This is a genomic window from Pseudomonas parakoreensis, assembly GCF_021602155.1.
GTDB classification, from domain to species: domain Bacteria; phylum Pseudomonadota; class Gammaproteobacteria; order Pseudomonadales; family Pseudomonadaceae; genus Aquipseudomonas; species Aquipseudomonas parakoreensis.
This window is the reverse complement of the sequence record NZ_BQHY01000009.1, coordinates 112,819-128,608: the sequence shown is the minus strand read 5'-3', so window position 1 is coordinate 128,608 and position 15,790 is coordinate 112,819. Positions and strand designations below refer to the sequence as shown.

Here is a 15,790-nt window from a genome sequence, read left to right as displayed (position 1 = left end):
GGAAAAACGCCCTCGGATGACTATCTGTCATTGCCCCGAGGCGCTCCGGTGAGGGAAAATGCCCTCCTTTTTTCCGTTTCAATCTATTCACACCCAGGAGATCAGCGATGCCTAGCCGTCGTGAGCGTGCCAACGCCATTCGTGCCCTCAGCATGGATGCCGTGCAAAAAGCCAACAGCGGCCATCCCGGTGCCCCCATGGGTATGGCAGATATCGCCGAAGTACTTTGGCGCGACTACCTCAAGCACAACCCGAGCAACCCGTCGTTCGCCGACCGTGACCGCTTCGTGCTGTCCAACGGCCACGGCTCGATGTTGATCTACTCGCTGCTGCACCTGACCGGTTACGACCTGTCGATCGACGACCTCAAGCAGTTCCGTCAACTGCACAGCCGCACCCCGGGCCACCCGGAATTCGGCTACACCCCGGGCGTCGAAACCACCACCGGCCCGCTGGGTCAGGGTCTGGCCAACGCCGTCGGTTTCGCGCTGGCGGAGAAAGTTCTCGGCGCGCAGTTCAACCGTCCTGGCCACAACATCGTTGATCACCACACCTACGTGTTCCTCGGTGATGGCTGCATGATGGAAGGCATTTCCCACGAAGTCGCTTCTCTGGCCGGTACCCTGGGCCTGGGCAAGCTGATCGCCTTCTACGATGACAACGGCATTTCCATCGATGGCGAAGTCGAAGGCTGGTTCACCGATGACACGCCAAAGCGTTTCGAGTCCTACAACTGGCAGGTGATCCGCAACGTCGACGGTCACGATCCGGAAGAGATCAAGACCGCCATCGAAACCGCGCGCAAGAGCCCGCTGCCGACCCTGATCTGCTGCAAGACCACCATCGGTTTCGGTTCGCCGAACAAGCAGGGCAAGGAAGATTGCCACGGCGCCCCGCTGGGTGACGCGGAAATCGCTCTGACCCGTCAGGCGCTGAACTGGAACTACGGCCCGTTCGAAATCCCGGCCGACATCTATGCCGAGTGGGATGCCAAGGAAAAAGGTCGCGCCGCCGAAGCCGAATGGGATCAGCGTTTCGCTGCCTACTCTGCGGCGTTCCCGACCGAAGCCAACGAGCTGATCCGTCGTCTGAGCGGCGAACTGCCGGCGGACTTCGCGGAAAAAGCCTCGGCTTACATCGCTGAAGTCGCGGCCAAAGGCGAAACCATCGCCAGCCGTAAAGCCAGCCAGAACACCCTGAACGCGTTCGGCCCGTTGCTGCCGGAGCTGCTCGGCGGTTCGGCTGACCTGGCCGGTTCCAACCTGACCCTGTGGAAAGGTTGCAAGGGCGTCAGCGCTGAAGATGCCAGCGGCAACTACATGTACTACGGCGTGCGCGAATTCGGCATGACCGCGATCATGAACGGCGTGTCCCTGCACGGCGGTCTGGTGCCTTACGGCGCGACCTTCCTGATGTTCATGGAATATGCGCGCAACGCGGTGCGCATGTCGGCACTGATGAAGAAACGCGTGATCCACGTCTACACCCACGACTCCATCGGTCTGGGCGAAGACGGCCCGACGCACCAGCCGATCGAGCAACTGACCAGCCTGCGTTCCACGCCGAACCTCGACACCTGGCGTCCAGCCGATGCCGTTGAATCGGCGGTGGCCTGGAAAAACGCGCTGGAGCGCAAGGACGGCCCGTCGGCGCTGATCTTCTCGCGTCAGAACCTGCAGCATCAGGAACGCGACGCCGCCCAGATCGCTGACATCAGCCGTGGTGGCTATGTGTTGAAGGACTGCGCAGGCGAGCCTGAGCTGATCCTGATCGCCACCGGTTCGGAAGTCGGTCTGGCCGTTCAGGCCTACGACAAGCTGACCGGGCAAGGCCGCAAGGTGCGTGTGGTTTCCATGCCTTGCACCAGCGTGTTCGATGCGCAGGATGCCGGCTACAAGCAATCGGTTCTGCCGCTGCAGGTCAGCGCACGTATCGCGATCGAAGCGGCTCATGCCGACTTCTGGTTCAAGTACGTGGGTCTGGAAGGTCGCGTGATCGGCATGACCACCTACGGCGAATCGGCGCCGGCTTCGGCACTGTTCGAAGAATTCGGTTTCACCCTGGACAACATCCTGGGTCAGGCTGAAGAGCTGCTGGAAGACTAAAACATAGCGCGGCGACCCAAGTCGCCGCGTTCCCTGTAGGAGCTGCCGAAGGCTGCGATCTTTTGATCTTGATCTTGAACAACAGGATCAAAAGATCGCAGCCTTCGGCAGCTCCTACATGGGGTTGTGTTGTTAGCGAATACTATCGAGAACCCCATGCCTCAACCGCGTCCCTACAAAGTTGCACTCAACGGCTACGGCCGGATTGGTCGTTGCGTCTTGCGTGCGTTGTTCGAGCGTGGCGAGAAGGCCGGGTTTGAGATTGTCGCGATCAACGATCTGGCGGACATGGCCAGTATCGAATACCTGACACGCTTTGATTCCACTCACGGCCGGTTTCCCGGCGAAGTGCGTGTAGAAGGCGATTGTCTGCATATTAATGGCGACTGCGTGAAGGTCCTGCGCAGTGCCACCCCCGAAGGCATCGACTGGGCGGCGCTGGGCGTCGACCTGGTGCTCGAATGCTCCGGCGCTTACCACACCCGCGAAGATGGCCAGCGTTTCCTCGACGCCGGCGCGCCCCGCGTGCTGTTCTCGCAACCGATGGCCAGCGAGGCGGATGTCGACGCCACCATCGTCTACGGTGTCAATCAGGATTGCCTGACCGGCGCCGAACTGCTGGTGTCCAACGCCTCCTGCACCACCAACTGCGGCGTGCCGCTGTTGCGTCTGCTGGACAAGGCGATTGGCCTGGATTACGTGTCGATCACCACCATTCACTCGGCGATGAACGATCAGCCGGTGATCGACGCCTATCACCATGAAGACCTGCGCCGCACCCGTTCGGCGTTCCAGTCGGTGATCCCGGTGTCCACTGGTCTGGCGCGTGGCATCGAGCGCCTGCTGCCGGAACTTGCCGGGCGAATTCAGGCCAAAGCCGTACGCGTGCCGACGGTCAACGTGTCCTGCCTCGACATCACGATGCAGACCGCCACCGCGACCGATGCGGGCGAGGTCAACCGGATCCTGCGTGAAGCCGCCACCAGCGGCCCGCTCAAGGGACTGCTGGCCTACACCGAGTTGCCGCACGCCAGCTGTGATTTCAACCATGACCCACATTCGGCCATCGTCGATGCCAGTCAGACCCGTGTTTCCGGCCCCAAACTGGTGAACATCCTGGCCTGGTTCGACAACGAATGGGGTTTTGCCAACCGAATGCTGGACGTTGCAGACCACTATCTGCAAACAGCGATTTCAAAAAAACCTGCTCTCTAAGAACAGTTACTCAGGAAGTGCGACCCATGACCGTGTTGAAGATGTCCGACCTCGATCTGCAAGGTAAGCGCGTATTGATCCGCGAAGACCTCAACGTCCCAGTCAAGGACGGTGTTGTCACCAGCGATGCGCGTATCCTGGCTTCGCTGCCGACCATCAAGCTGGCCCTGGAAAAAGGTGCGGCGGTGATGGTGTGTTCGCACCTGGGCCGTCCGACCGAAGGTGAGTTCTCCGCCGAGAACAGCCTCAAGCCAGTCGCTGACTACCTGAGCAAGGCTCTGGGCCGCGAAGTGCCGCTGGTGGCCGATTACCTGGATGGCGTTGACGTCAAGGCCGGCGACATCGTGCTGTTCGAAAACGTGCGCTTCAACAAGGGCGAGAAAAAGAACGCCGACGACCTCGCCCAGCAATATGCCGCCCTGTGCGACGTGTTCGTGATGGACGCCTTTGGCACTGCTCACCGCGCTGAAGGTTCGACGCACGGCGTGGCCAAGTTCGCCAAGGTCGCCGCGGCAGGCCCGCTGCTGGCCGCTGAGCTGGAGGCACTGGGCAAGGCGCTGGGCGCGCCGGCCAAGCCAATGGCTGCGATCGTTGCAGGTTCCAAGGTGTCGACCAAACTCGACGTCCTCAACAGCCTGAGCCAGATCTGCGATCAACTGATCGTTGGCGGCGGCATCGCCAACACCTTCCTGGCGGCCGCCGGTCACCCGGTCGGCAAGTCGCTGTACGAGCCGGACCTGCTGGACACCGCGCGCGCCATCGCCGCCAAGGTCAGCGTGCCGCTGCCGGTGGACGTGGTGGTTGCCAAGGAATTCGCCGAAAGCGCCGAAGCCACCGTCAAGCTGATCGCTGACGTTGCCGCTGACGACATGATTCTGGACATCGGCCCGCAAACCGCGGCCAACTTCGCCGAACTGCTGAAATCGTCGAAAACCATTCTGTGGAACGGTCCGGTCGGCGTGTTCGAATTCGATCAGTTCGGCAACGGCACCAAAGTGCTGGCCCAGGCCATCGCTGACAGCGCCGCATTCTCCATTGCCGGCGGTGGCGACACCCTGGCGGCCATCGATAAATATGGCGTGGCCGAGCAAATCTCCTACATTTCCACCGGTGGTGGCGCGTTCCTCGAATTCGTCGAAGGCAAGGTGCTGCCAGCCGTTGAAGTCCTGGAAAGCCGGGCCAAGGCCTGAGGCCGCCCGGTTGGCCAGGCAAAGGAGTGTTCAGATGGTCAAGTCGTTAGCGCTGTTGTTGCTGACCGGTACGCTGGCGGCCTGCGGGAGTAACCCGAAGGCCGAGGCCACGCCCGCGCCGGATGCCGCGCAGAAAGGCTGCTACCAGGCCGACTGGCAGGCCGAAACCAATCCGGTGCTGAACAAGCGCTCGGGGCCGGACGGCCTGGACAAATACGAGACGCAAACCCCGGTCAAGGAACATGGTTGTCCTTGACCGGTCTGACTCTTTAACGCAGGGCTGGCGGCGTGCGCTGTCAGTCGAGGAACACGGATGAAAGGCTTGATCGCCATTGCGGCGTTGGCATTGTTGGGCGGTTGCGCGCAGATGAACCTGTTTCAGTCGTCCGCGCCGGCGGATAGCTGGACCACCTGGACCTGCGACAGCCAGGCCAAAGTGCTGTGGCGTTACGCCGATGCCGGCCAGAAGGAAGTCGATGTCCGGCTCGGTGGCGGTGATCAGGTCTATCGCCTGAAAGAAGAGCCGGGCGCCTCGGGCGTGCTGTACAGCGACGGCATGCTGGCGTTTCACGTCAAGGGTGACGAAGGCCTGGTGTACTGGGTCGCCACCAATGACCTGATTGGCCGCGGCTGCAAGGCCGAGTAATTGAAGCACTGCGATTCTCATGTGGGAGCGAGCCTGCTCGCGAAAGCGGTCTGACAGGCACTGCATCAACGACTGCGAGATTGCTTTCGCGAGCAGGCTCGCTCCCACAGGGGATCTGTGCAGTTCTCAGGATTTTGCTTTATCGAATCACCAGACCGGGCCTCAACCCCCGATCTGCAATCACTTGAATAGCCGCCGCCGCTCCGGCAGGCTGGCACGATTAACGACCCTCAACCGGGAGAGACACACACAATGGCACTTATCAGCATGCGCCAGATGCTGGACCACGCAGCCGAGTTCGGCTACGGCGTTCCAGCCTTCAACGTCAACAACCTTGAGCAGATGCGCGCCATCATGGAAGCCGCTGACAAGACTGACTCCCCGGTGATCGTCCAGGCTTCGGCCGGCGCTCGCAAATACGCCGGCGCGCCATTCCTGCGTCACCTGATCCTGGCCGCGATCGAAGAGTTCCCGCACATCCCGGTGTGCATGCACCAGGACCACGGCACCAGCCCTGACGTCTGCCAGCGCTCGATTCAACTGGGCTTCAGCTCGGTGATGATGGACGGCTCCCTCGGCGAAGACGGCAAGACGCCGACCGACTACGAATACAACGTCCGCGTGACCCAACAAACCGTCGCCATGGCTCACGCCTGCGGCGTTTCGGTTGAAGGCGAGCTGGGCTGCCTGGGTTCGCTGGAAACCGGCATGGCCGGTGAAGAAGACGGCATCGGCGCTGAAGGTGTTCTGGATCACAGCCAGATGCTGACCGACCCGGAAGAAGCCGCTGACTTCGTCAAGAAGACTCAGGTCGACGCCCTGGCCATCGCCATCGGCACCAGCCACGGCGCCTACAAGTTCACCAAGCCACCTACCGGTGACGTACTGGCGATCGACCGCATCAAGGAAATCCACAAGCGCATCCCGAACACCCACCTGGTGATGCACGGTTCCTCGTCGGTTCCGCAGGAGTGGCTGGCGATCATCAACCAGTACGGCGGCGACATCAAAGAAACCTACGGCGTACCGGTTGAAGAAATCGTCGAAGGCATCAAGTACGGCGTGCGCAAGGTCAACATCGACACCGACCTGCGTCTGGCGTCCACCGGCGCCATGCGTCGTCTGATGGCCACCAACCCGAGCGAATTCGACCCGCGTAAATTCTTCGGCGCGACCGTGACGGCAATGCGTGATGTGTGCATCGCTCGTTATGAAGCGTTTGGCACTGCCGGTAATGCTTCGAAGATCAAGCCGATTTCGCTGGAAGCGATGTTCCAGCGGTATTTGAAGGGTGAGTTGAACGCGAAGGTCAACTAAGCCCGGGTGTTGAGCTGCTTTTATGAGAAACCCGCCGAGAGGCGGGTTTTTTGTGGGCGTAATTAAACAAATATTTCCGCTAGCTCTTCAAGCGTAGGCATCACTGCCGGAACGACGGTGAACTCACAATCCAGAGCGGCAATAACACGTGCATAAGCGTTCATGCCCACGGAGAGGGTGCCTTTCTCTATAGCGATGACTTTGTATGGCGTCACTCTCGCGAGGTCGGCGAGTTGCGCTTGCGTTAGTCCGCGCTCCCTACGCTTTATGCGTAATTGGGTGGCGAGGCGGCTCATTAATAGAACGTGATCCATCTACTGTCTCTGTAACGTTCAAAGTTAAATGGCGTAAACGCTACATTTGATCGTTATGAGTCCGCTCGGCGCGGGTCCGCGTCTACTCGATCCCCAGGCTTTGTTTCAAGCTGCTTGCGCCGCCTTCTGCAGAGTGGCACTTCACAAGGCACAGCTAGGTGAATGGCACCTGTAATGGAAGTTTGGAAGATTTTTCGACGAAAAGTCCGTTATCAGGGACTACTCCTTCAGTTCAACGTGATCCAGTGCCTGATTTACCGCCAATTCACCGAGCATGACCACCTGTGCGATACCTAGTGCAGTCTTGCGGTGGGAGATATCGAGTGTTGCGGCGAAGTTGTTGAGCATTTCGCTGGCTGAACCCAGGGTTTCGCTGGCGTTGGCCAGCAGAGATTCGGTGTTGTACTTCGGGTTGGCGAGGTACATGGACTCTGGTTCGCAGGTGCTGGTCATGATGTGTGCGGCCGGGTTGAGGTAGTGGTCGAGGGCGCGCTCGGCGGCGTCGTGGAGCTTTCTTGAGTCGAGGGATTCGTAGGGGGAGGCCAGGTCGGTGGCTGGCGGGTGAGGCGTTGATTTGGTCATGTCTCGTCTCCGGTAAATGGAGCCGGCACCGGATCGCTACTAAACGAAGGGGTGGCAGCTGAACGCAGGTTAGTAGACCGGGGAGACGCGACCGGCGCACCCGAAGGCGCCCTGCGTACAGCTACCATCAAGCGCGGATGAATGTCCGACTGAATGGTGCCAATGCGCATCGCGTAACCTCGGGCTACTAAACCCGATCACTGGAAATCAGTGACGCGAATCAAGTTACCGATGGCCCTCCAGGCGCACAAGCCGGCGGATTCTGGCGTAGCTGTAGGTATCCACGCAAGTTGTTGTAGGCATCGGGAAGTAACCGCCGAGCGATTTAAACAACACCGTTTAAAGGATGTCCGACTGGCAATAAATAACACTGTGGCGAGGGAGCTTGCTCCCGCTGGACTGCGCAGCAGGCCTCGCTTTTTTAGGGCCGCTGCGCGCCCCAGCGGGAGCAAGCTCCCTCGCCACAGGGATTTGTGCCAATGAAGCCTTATTTGTCGTGGTCGATGTCGAGTTTGCTGAAGGTGACCTGGCCGCCTTCGCTGGTATAGCCGGTGTTGTCCTGCACATACACCCCGGCCTTGAAGTACAGCGGCTTGTTGCGCCAGGTCGCGCTGATCTGTGAGTCCCACTGGTAACCCGCCGCGCTTACGCCAAGCGCACCGCCGGGGCTCAAGTGGATCAGGTAGTTGAATTCGCGATCCAGCTTGATCCCGGTGGCGAGGGTGATGACGCGGCTTTCCTGGTCGTCGGGGTGCATTCGCACTTTGATCACCAGGTTGCCGTTCTGGGTTTTTTCCTTGTACTGGTATTCGAGCTTGACCATCGGGCGCTGGCTTTCATAAGCGTGGATTTGGCCAATGACAATCTTGCCGGAGCTGGGCACCTTGTTGACCGAAAGGGTCGCGCGCAGCAGGTTGTCGGCATCTGGGTAGTACCAGTTGCGCAGGGTGCCGTTGCTGTAGGTTTCGCGCAGTTCGGTGCGCGGGTAAATGGCGTTTTCGGTTTTTGACCCGGTGACCGGCGACCAGAAGAACAAGGTGCCGGTGTCGGAATGGAAGTACTGATCCTTGAAGCCATTCACCAGTTTGGAGGTTTCGACGGTGTACGGCGGACTGCCGACGGGAACGCTGAGGTTCCAGGTTGCGAGATCGATCATGTCGGTTCTTCCACTCAATTTTCCTGTACGCGAGTGCCAGAAGCTCTAGCCCGCGCTTTTTCGGGCGGCAGTTATAAGCGTAGAGGTGTTTTTTGTTAACGCCCGTTTGGCAGATGATTGGCGTCAACATCCTGTCGAAATGCCATCTGTGCCGGTTTTCGGGGGCTGCAGGGGTGACCGTTAGTCGGTAAATTACAGCTTTGGCTAAATGATGGCGGCGTGGCAGCTTCTGCTTTCACAGATCCGGGACTAGAGTGATGGCTCAGTAACTGTACGGTTTTCACAAAAAACCGGCCGATAGTCCGACAAGAGATGTCCCGACAAGAGAAGCAGCATGGAATGCGCGCAACCCCAGCCAGGTGAAGGCAGCTCTGTCCTTTTGATCGTTGATGACTACCCTGAAAATCTGATCAGCATGCGCGCGTTGCTGCAGCGTCAGGATTGGCACGTCATGACCGCCGCCTCCGGTTTCGAGGCGCTCAATCTGCTGCTCGAACACGACGTCGATCTGGTGCTGCTGGACGTGCAGATGCCGGGCATGGACGGCTTCGAAGTCGCGCGGCTGATGCGCGGCAGCCAGCGCACGCGTCTCACACCGATTATTTTTCTCACCGCCAACGAGCAATCACAGGACGCCGTGATCAAGGGTTACGCCAGTGGCGCGGTGGATTACCTGTTCAAGCCGTTCGATCCGCAGATCCTCAAGCCGAAAGTCCAGGCGTTGCTCGAACACCAGCGCAACCGCCGCGCCTTGCAGCGTCTGAGTCATGATCTGGAGGTCGCGCGGGCCTTCAATGCCTCGGTGCTGGATAACGCGGCGGAAGGCATTCTGGTGCTCGGCGAGGACGGCCTGATCCGCTTCGCCAATCCGGCGATTTCGCGCTTGCTGAATGCGCCGGTGAAAGAGTTGGAGGGCAAGGAGTTTCTCGATTTTCTGCAGAAACCGCATATCCCGCTGTGGGCCGGTTCCGAGTTGCTCGCCGGCTATAAACGCGGTGAGACCTTGCGTCTGCACGATGCGTTGTTGCGTACGGCGCCGGGGCAGCAGGTGCCGGTGGCGTTGTCCTGTGCGCCGTTGCCCGCCGAGCAGCGGGCGATGGTGGTGACGGTGCTGGACATGTCGGTGGTGCGTCACCTGCATCAGCAGCTGGAATTTCAAGCGGTCACCGATCCGCTGACCGGTCTGCTCAATCGCCGGGGCTTTTATCAGACGGTGGAAAACCTGCTGCTGCGCGGTGAACGCAGCGACAGCAGTTGGGTGCTGCTGTATCTGGATCTGGATGGTTTCAAACGGGTCAACGATTCCCTTGGCCACGATGCCGGCGACCGGGTGCTGCGCTGGGTCTCCGAGCAGTTGAAAGCCTGTCTGCGGCCGTTCGACATTCTGGCGCGCATGGGCGGTGACGAGTTCACCGCGCTACTCGATCTGGAGTTTCCCGAGCAGGCAGCAAAAATTGCCGAGAAGCTCATCGAACGGGTGTCGATCTGTCAGCAGATTGAAGGACTGGACATCGCCCTCGGCGCGAGTATCGGTATCGCCACTTACCCGGACTGCGGCGCGAACCTCGACGGTTTGCTGCGCGCCTCCGACATCGCCATGTATGAAGCCAAGCGCGCCGGGCGTCAGCAATATCGTTTTTATGATCACGAAATGAACGGCCGCGCCCGCTCGCGACTGATGCTCGAAGAGAGCGTGCGCAACGCCATCGAGAATCGTGATTTCAATCTGGTGTATCAGCCGCAAGTGGCGATCGACAGCGGGCAGATCCGCGGTTTCGAGGCGCTGCTGCGCTGGCAGCACCCGAGCGTCGGCGATGTGCCGCCGGGGCTGTTCCTGCCATTGCTGGAGGAAGCACGGCTGATCAGTCGGCTCGGCAGCTGGATCTATCACCGTGGCGCCGGCCAGCGCAAAGCCTGGGAAAGCCTGTTCGCCGAAGATCTGGTGCTCGGCGTGAGTTTGAGCAACACCCAGTTCGGCCTGCCGAACCTGGTCACCGAGTTGCGTCAGGTGCTGGAGCGGCATTCGCTGCAGCCGCGGCAACTGGAGGTGGAAGTCACCGAAGATGCGCTGATGCACAACCCCGACGAGACCCGTAAACAGTTGCGCCTGCTGCGTAATCTCGGGGTGCGGGTGGCGCTGGATGACTTTGGTTCGGGGCCGTGTTCGCTGGCGTATCTGCGTGATCTGGAGCTGGATACGCTCAAGCTGGATCGACACCTGATTGCGCGGCTGCCGGACTCGACGCGCGACGCGGCGCTGGTCAGCAACGTGATCAATCTGTGCAAGCAGTACGGGTTGCTGGTGATCGCCGAAGGCGTGGAAACCGTTGAACAGTATCAATGGCTGCAGGCGCATGGCTGCGAATACGTACAGGGTTTCCTGGTGGCGCGTCCGCTGACCTCCGAAGACGCCATCAGCTTTGCCAAACCCTTTGACTGGAGCGCGCTGCCGGTTTGAATTCGCTACACTGGCGCTCTTTTCGAACCGTGCTGCCGTGTCCATGACTGCGTTGAAATACCTCCAGGCCTATCCCGCGCAATTGCAGGATCAGGTGCGCCAACTGATCACCGAACAGCGTCTGGGTGACTACCTGAGCCAACGCTATCCGGGACGTCACGATGTGCAGAGCGACAAGGCGCTGTATAGCTACGCGCTGGACCTGAAGCAGGAATACCTGCGCAACGCGCCGGCCATCGACAAAGTGCTGTTCGACAACCGCCTCGACCTGACGCATCGCGCGCTGGGCCTGCACACCACGGTCTCAAGGGTGCAGGGCGGCAAGCTCAAAGCCAAGAAAGAGATTCGCATCGCCTCGTTGTTCAAGGAGGCGGCGCCCGAGTTCCTGAAGATGATCGTCGTGCATGAACTGGCGCACTTCAAGGAATCGGATCACAACAAGGCCTTCTATAAGTTGTGTGAACACATGCTGCCGGGGTATCACCAGGTCGAGTTCGATCTGCGGGTGTACCTGACGTGGCGGGATCTGCAATGAAGATCAAAAGATCGCATTCCAACTGTAGGAGCTGCCGCAGGCTGCGATCTTTTAACGTTGGGAGTGTTTAGATGGACGTAAGCAAGACCAAAAGCAGCTTTTACCGGCGCCTGTACGTGGCCTACCTGATCGACAGCGGCCTGGCCCCCAGCGTCCCGGCGCTGACCGAAGTGACCGGCATGCCCCGGCGCACGGCGCAGGACACGATCGCCGCGCTGGCGGACCTGGATATCGTCTGTGAATTCGAGCAGGAAGAGGGTGCGCGCAACCATGCCGGGCGCTATCGGATTCGCGAGTGGGGGGCAATTGATCGCGGGTGGATCGAGCGCAATCTGCGGCAGATCAAGGCTGTGCTGGAATATCCCTGAGTTTTGCAGTGTTTGAGCTGACGCAATCGCTGGCAAGCCAGCTCCCACAAGGGTCTCCAGTCAACACGGTTGTTGTGAGCAACGGATGAACCTGTGGGAGCTGGCTTGCCAGCGATGAGGGCCTCAAGGACGACGCATGCCGATATGCGGAATGTCATCCTCCAGATATTCCTCACCCGCCACCACAAACCCGTACCTGCCGTAATACCCCTGCAAATGCGCCTGCGCCGACAGATAGATCGGCACCTGCGGCCAATGCTTCTCGGCCTGATTCAGTGCGTGTTCCATCAGCACATGGCCCAGCCCTTTGCCACGGCCCTGCGGCGCAATGATCACGCGGCCGATCACCACGTCACCGCCCTGGGATTCGGGGTCCAGCAGGCGCAGATAGGCCATCAGTTGATCGCCTTCCCAGCCCATCAAATGATGGGTGTCGCCGTCCAGATCCTGGCCGTCGAGGTCTGGGTAGGCACATTGCTGTTCGACCACGAACACCTCCGAGCGCAGCTTCAACAGCGCGTATAGCTGCTCTTTGCCCAGATCGCTTTGATGCTTGCAGATCCACTCGATTGTCATCTTCCGACTCCTTGAACTCCGTCGCCCGATACTAAGGGCACAGGCGCTGAATGTCTGTATGGCGGAAGAGTCTGTGACAAAGGTCAAAATGCCATCATTCCTTTCTCGCGGTGACGGCCGCTTTGTGTAATCTGCTGGAAAGCGCTGTGCACGGGCTTCAATGAGCTACTGTTAGGGCCTGGGTTCCGCCGGTACGGGGCCTTGGGGTTTTGACTGGAAAACACGCCGGGCCAACCGCCCGCTAAGGATTTTCAAGCATGCCGCGACTGCATCGAGCCTTTGCCTTGATCGGACTGCTCTTGCTGGCCCAACCCGCCGCTGCGGACAAGCTGCGACTGGTATTTGATATCTGGCCACCCTTTACCGACGACACGCTGGTCAACGGTGGCCTGGCCACCGACATCGTCAGCACCGCGCTGGCGCGGGCCGGTTACGCCAGCGACTATGAGCAGGTGCCGTGGGCGCGGGCGTTGTTGGGGGTGGGCGAGGGCCGGTACGACGTTCTGGTCAATGCCTGGTACAACGACGAACGCACCCGGATCGGCCAGTTCTCTGGCGAATACCTGCTTAACCGCATCCGCTTTCTCAAGCGCAAGGACACTCCGCTCGAATACAACAGCCTGGAGCAACTGCACACCTACCCGGTGGCGGTGGTGCGCGGTTATGCCTACTCGCAGGCGTTCGATGCCGACACGGCGTTGCAGAAAGTCCCGGTGCACAACTTTGCAATGGCGGTGCGCATGCTGGCGGCGGATCGGGTCAAGCTGACCCTGGAAGATGAGTATGTCGCGCGCTATTACCTGGCGCGCGAATCACCCAAGGTGCGCAACGCCGTGGAGTTTCTGCCCAAGCCGTTGAGCGAGAACAGCCTGCATATTCTGGTGAGCCTGAAGAACCCCGAGCATGAGCAGATTGTGGCCGGGTTCGACAAGGCGATTGCGGCGATGAAGGCGGATGGCAGTTATGACAAGTTGCTGAGGCAGCATGGGATGTGAGCATCTGATCCCGGAGTTGCGTTGTTGCTGATGCCCTCATCGCTGGCAAGCCAGCTCCCACAGGTATTGCGGTGTACACAAATCATGTGGGAGCTGGCTTGCCAGCGATGGGGCCAGTCCGGTCACCTTAAGCCTCACTGGTGTCTTTGATCAAATGCGCCGCCAACGTGCGCAACGGCCCCAGCTGCCGGCAGATCAATGCCAGTTGCGTCTGCACCAGCCGCTGCCCTTCATCGATCTCGTCCGGCATCTGCTCCAGCTCATTGGCCAGCGCTTCCTCGTCGTCGCTCTGGATCGCCACTGGCTGCTTGTTCGCCAGGCCCTGGGCGATTTCATCGATGCTCGCGGCCAGTTTCACCCCGGCGCCGTCAATCAGGTGTTCGCGGACTTCCGCCGGTAGCTGCGTTTCGCGATGCGCGCCCAATCCGGAGAGGTAGCTGAGCAGCGTGTGCGACAGCACCAGGAAGCGGAAACCGACATCCGCTTCCTTACGGAAATGCCCCGGCTCCATCAGCATGTTCGCCAGCGTGGTCGACAGTGCCGCGTCGGCATTGTGCGCGTTGCGTCGGGCCAGGCGATAGGCGAGGTCATCGCTCTTGCCGGCGACGTATTGCTGCATGATCTGGCACAGGTAGATGCTGTTGCACGTCAGGGTGTTGGCCAGCACTTTGTTCAGGCGTCGACCCTGCCAGTCCGGCAGGAACAGGAACACCGTCAGGCCGGCGATCAGGCTGCCAAGCAGGGTATCGAACAGGCGCGGCAGGAACAGCCCGTAGCCATCGCCGATCTGGTTAAAGCAGAACAGCACCATGATCGTGATCGCCGCCGTCGCCACGGTGTAGCGCGTGGTGCGGTTGGTAAAGAACACCACCCCGGCGGCAATGGCGAAGCACGACTGCACCAGCGGGCTGGGGAACAGATCGAACAGCGCCCAGGCCACGGTCAGACCGATGGCGGTACCGAGAATCCGCTGTCCGAGTTTGCGCCGCGTTGCGCCGTAGTTCGGCTGGCAGACGAACAGTGTGGTGAGAATGATCCAATAGCCCTGCGACGGGTGAATCAGGTGCACCATGCCGTAGCCGATACTCAATGCCAGCGGCAGACGCAGGGCGTGGCGGAACAGCAAGGAGGTCGGTGTCAGCTGCGTGCGCAGACGAATCCACACGTCCTTGAGGTTGCGTGGTGAGCGGTCGAGCAGGCTACTGTCGGTGGCATCCGCCAGCGCGTCGGGGTTGCTCGCGTCGCTGAGCAAGCGGTCGAGGGTGCCGAGGTTGGCGGCCAGAGCACGCAGCGAGCGTAGCAGGCCGCGCCATGCCGGATTGCTCTGGATGCGCAGGTGTTCAAGGGAGGCATCGAGGTCTGTCAGCGCTTCGGCAAAACTGGCGTCGTAGACAAACGGCTGGCGCATCTGGATCGACTCGGCCAGCGCACGACAGGCTTTGCCCTGCTGGCGCAGCAGACGCTGGCAGCGGAACAGCACGTCGCTGTGGAAGAACGCCTCGGCCAGGGCGTTGTACGGATAGTGCGAAGAACTGGCGCGTTCGTGAATGTCTTGGGCGAGGAAATACAGCTTCAGATAACGGCTGACTTTCGAGCCCGGGCGACCGTTGCCGACCCGGTGCAGGATGATTTCCTTGGCGCTGTTCAGCGCCGCCACCACCCGACCGTTCTGTTGTGCCAGTTCCAGCCGTCGTCCTTCGACGTCCAGTTGGCGGATCGGCTCGAACAGCGAGGCTTTGAGCTTCAGGTAGAAACCCAGTTCACGGAACAGCCGCGCCAGACTCTGCTGCACCGGCTGGTTGGAAAACAGCGCCTGCCACAACACCGAGAGCAAGCCGTACCACGCGGCGCCCGCCACCAGCAGCATCGGCTCGTGCCAGAAATCGGTGACCGCGCCGCCGCGCTGATCCACGCCGATCATGGTGTACACCGACAGAATCAACGTTGCCGAAGCAATCGCGCCATAACGCTCGCCGAGCGCACCGAGCATGGTCAGGGCGAAGCTGGCCAAGGCCAGGGCGATGGCAAAGACGATGGGGTAGGGGAAGAGCAGTTCCACTGACAGCGCGGCGATACTGAAACACACCAGAGTGACCGCCAGCGCGTTGAGGCGGCCCTGCCAGCTGTCGTCGGTCTCGGCCAGGGCGCTGGCGATAATCCCGAGGAACAACGGGATCAGCAGGCCCATTTCATCCTGATACCAGCACAGCGCCATGCTGCCGGTCAGGGCGATGAACACCCGCACGCTGTAGCTGAATTTATCCAGCGCCCACAGGCGCCGCAAAGACTGACGAAACGAGGTCGAGGACATGAAGTGCGAAGGCCTTCCGAGG

The 15,790-nt window shown here is 60.5% G+C and carries 15 protein-coding genes; 10 read left to right on the top strand and 5 right to left on the bottom strand.

Annotation, left to right across the window (positions count from 1 at the left end):
* Nucleotides 1-107: 107 nt before the first annotated feature.
* From tkt to fba, 6 genes are all read left to right on the top strand, one after another.
* On the top strand, nucleotides 108-2,105 hold the full coding sequence (tkt, locus tag L6D63_RS15795; RefSeq protein WP_121187600.1) for a transketolase: 1,998 nt from the start codon (nucleotides 108-110) through the stop codon (nucleotides 2,103-2,105).
* Nucleotides 2,106-2,261: 156 nt separating this feature from the next.
* Nucleotides 2,262-3,320: an erythrose-4-phosphate dehydrogenase gene (gene epd / locus L6D63_RS15790; protein WP_047297099.1), complete on the top strand. Its 1,059-nt coding sequence runs from the start codon at nucleotides 2,262-2,264 to the stop codon at nucleotides 3,318-3,320.
* 26 nt (nucleotides 3,321-3,346) lie between these two features.
* Nucleotides 3,347-4,510, top strand: coding sequence for a phosphoglycerate kinase (locus L6D63_RS15785; protein ID WP_131670574.1), 1,164 nt, complete (start codon nucleotides 3,347-3,349; stop codon nucleotides 4,508-4,510).
* 34 nt (nucleotides 4,511-4,544) lie between these two features.
* Nucleotides 4,545-4,766: a hypothetical protein gene (locus L6D63_RS15780; RefSeq protein ID WP_131670573.1), complete on the top strand. Its 222-nt coding sequence runs from the start codon at nucleotides 4,545-4,547 to the stop codon at nucleotides 4,764-4,766.
* Between the two features lie 57 nt (nucleotides 4,767-4,823).
* Nucleotides 4,824-5,156, top strand: a complete 333-nt coding sequence (locus tag L6D63_RS15775; protein ID WP_047297097.1) for an MliC family protein — start codon at nucleotides 4,824-4,826, stop codon at nucleotides 5,154-5,156.
* A 252-nt stretch (nucleotides 5,157-5,408) separates the two neighbouring features.
* On the top strand, nucleotides 5,409-6,473 hold the full coding sequence (gene fba / locus L6D63_RS15770) for a class II fructose-bisphosphate aldolase (RefSeq protein ID WP_003229012.1): 1,065 nt from the start codon (nucleotides 5,409-5,411) through the stop codon (nucleotides 6,471-6,473).
* Nucleotides 6,474-6,535: 62 nt separating this feature from the next.
* Here the strand turns inward: fba and L6D63_RS15765 are convergent, their stop codons facing one another.
* The 3 genes from L6D63_RS15765 to L6D63_RS15755 form a co-directional block, all read right to left on the bottom strand.
* A complete protein-coding gene (locus tag L6D63_RS15765) occupies nucleotides 6,536-6,787 on the bottom strand; it encodes a helix-turn-helix domain-containing protein (protein ID WP_041063421.1) in 252 nt (83 codons plus the stop codon).
* Between the two features lie 219 nt (nucleotides 6,788-7,006).
* Nucleotides 7,007-7,369 carry a DUF6124 family protein gene (locus tag L6D63_RS15760; RefSeq protein WP_047297096.1) on the bottom strand — a complete coding sequence of 121 codons (363 nt, stop codon included), beginning with the start codon at nucleotides 7,367-7,369 and terminating at the stop codon, nucleotides 7,007-7,009.
* 487 nt (nucleotides 7,370-7,856) lie between these two features.
* Nucleotides 7,857-8,525, bottom strand: coding sequence for a polysaccharide lyase family 7 protein (locus L6D63_RS15755; RefSeq protein ID WP_047297095.1), 669 nt, complete (start codon nucleotides 8,523-8,525; stop codon nucleotides 7,857-7,859).
* A gap of 334 nt (nucleotides 8,526-8,859) precedes the next feature.
* Here L6D63_RS15755 and L6D63_RS15750 point away from each other — a divergent pair, with 334 nt between their 5' ends.
* The 3 genes from L6D63_RS15750 to L6D63_RS15740 all read left to right on the top strand — a co-directional run bounded on the left by L6D63_RS15750 (nucleotide 8,860) and on the right by L6D63_RS15740 (nucleotide 11,886).
* Entirely contained in the window at nucleotides 8,860-10,983 is a 2,124-nt protein-coding gene (locus L6D63_RS15750; protein ID WP_131670571.1) for a putative bifunctional diguanylate cyclase/phosphodiesterase, read from the top strand.
* A 43-nt stretch (nucleotides 10,984-11,026) separates the two neighbouring features.
* Nucleotides 11,027-11,518 (top strand): M48 metallopeptidase family protein, encoded by a 492-nt coding sequence (locus tag L6D63_RS15745; protein ID WP_131670570.1) that lies wholly within the window; start codon nucleotides 11,027-11,029, stop codon nucleotides 11,516-11,518.
* Nucleotides 11,519-11,589: 71 nt separating this feature from the next.
* On the top strand, nucleotides 11,590-11,886 hold the full coding sequence (locus tag L6D63_RS15740) for a winged helix-turn-helix domain-containing protein (protein WP_003229005.1): 297 nt from the start codon (nucleotides 11,590-11,592) through the stop codon (nucleotides 11,884-11,886).
* Nucleotides 11,887-12,009: 123 nt separating this feature from the next.
* Here the strand turns inward: L6D63_RS15740 and L6D63_RS15735 are convergent, their stop codons facing one another.
* Nucleotides 12,010-12,462, bottom strand: a complete 453-nt coding sequence (locus tag L6D63_RS15735) for a GNAT family N-acetyltransferase (protein ID WP_047297091.1) — start codon at nucleotides 12,460-12,462, stop codon at nucleotides 12,010-12,012.
* Between the two features lie 257 nt (nucleotides 12,463-12,719).
* On the opposite strand from L6D63_RS15735, the gene L6D63_RS15730 reads away from it, so the two are divergent.
* A complete protein-coding gene (locus L6D63_RS15730; protein ID WP_047297090.1) occupies nucleotides 12,720-13,457 on the top strand; it encodes a substrate-binding periplasmic protein in 738 nt (245 codons plus the stop codon).
* A gap of 127 nt (nucleotides 13,458-13,584) precedes the next feature.
* Here the strand turns inward: L6D63_RS15730 and yccS are convergent, their stop codons facing one another.
* Complete coding sequence (yccS, locus tag L6D63_RS15725) at nucleotides 13,585-15,768, bottom strand: YccS family putative transporter (RefSeq protein ID WP_131670569.1); 2,184 nt, start codon at nucleotides 15,766-15,768, stop codon at nucleotides 13,585-13,587.
* Between the last annotated feature and the right edge of the window lie 22 nt (nucleotides 15,769-15,790).

Coding starts and splice junctions, on each gene's coding strand:
- tkt (WP_121187600.1), top strand. CDS start 108: ATGCCTAGCCGTCGTGAGCGTGCCAACGCCATTCGTGCCCTCAGCATG.
- epd (WP_047297099.1), top strand. CDS start 2,262: ATGCCTCAACCGCGTCCCTACAAAGTTGCACTCAACGGCTACGGCCGG.
- L6D63_RS15785 (WP_131670574.1), top strand. CDS start 3,347: ATGACCGTGTTGAAGATGTCCGACCTCGATCTGCAAGGTAAGCGCGTA.
- L6D63_RS15780 (WP_131670573.1), top strand. CDS start 4,545: ATGGTCAAGTCGTTAGCGCTGTTGTTGCTGACCGGTACGCTGGCGGCC.
- L6D63_RS15775 (WP_047297097.1), top strand. CDS start 4,824: ATGAAAGGCTTGATCGCCATTGCGGCGTTGGCATTGTTGGGCGGTTGC.
- fba (WP_003229012.1), top strand. CDS start 5,409: ATGGCACTTATCAGCATGCGCCAGATGCTGGACCACGCAGCCGAGTTC.
- L6D63_RS15765 (WP_041063421.1), bottom strand. CDS start 6,787: ATGGATCACGTTCTATTAATGAGCCGCCTCGCCACCCAATTACGCATA.
- L6D63_RS15760 (WP_047297096.1), bottom strand. CDS start 7,369: ATGACCAAATCAACGCCTCACCCGCCAGCCACCGACCTGGCCTCCCCC.
- L6D63_RS15755 (WP_047297095.1), bottom strand. CDS start 8,525: ATGATCGATCTCGCAACCTGGAACCTCAGCGTTCCCGTCGGCAGTCCG.
- L6D63_RS15750 (WP_131670571.1), top strand. CDS start 8,860: ATGGAATGCGCGCAACCCCAGCCAGGTGAAGGCAGCTCTGTCCTTTTG.
- L6D63_RS15745 (WP_131670570.1), top strand. CDS start 11,027: ATGACTGCGTTGAAATACCTCCAGGCCTATCCCGCGCAATTGCAGGAT.
- L6D63_RS15740 (WP_003229005.1), top strand. CDS start 11,590: ATGGACGTAAGCAAGACCAAAAGCAGCTTTTACCGGCGCCTGTACGTG.
- L6D63_RS15735 (WP_047297091.1), bottom strand. CDS start 12,462: ATGACAATCGAGTGGATCTGCAAGCATCAAAGCGATCTGGGCAAAGAG.
- L6D63_RS15730 (WP_047297090.1), top strand. CDS start 12,720: ATGCCGCGACTGCATCGAGCCTTTGCCTTGATCGGACTGCTCTTGCTG.
- yccS (WP_131670569.1), bottom strand. CDS start 15,768: ATGTCCTCGACCTCGTTTCGTCAGTCTTTGCGGCGCCTGTGGGCGCTG.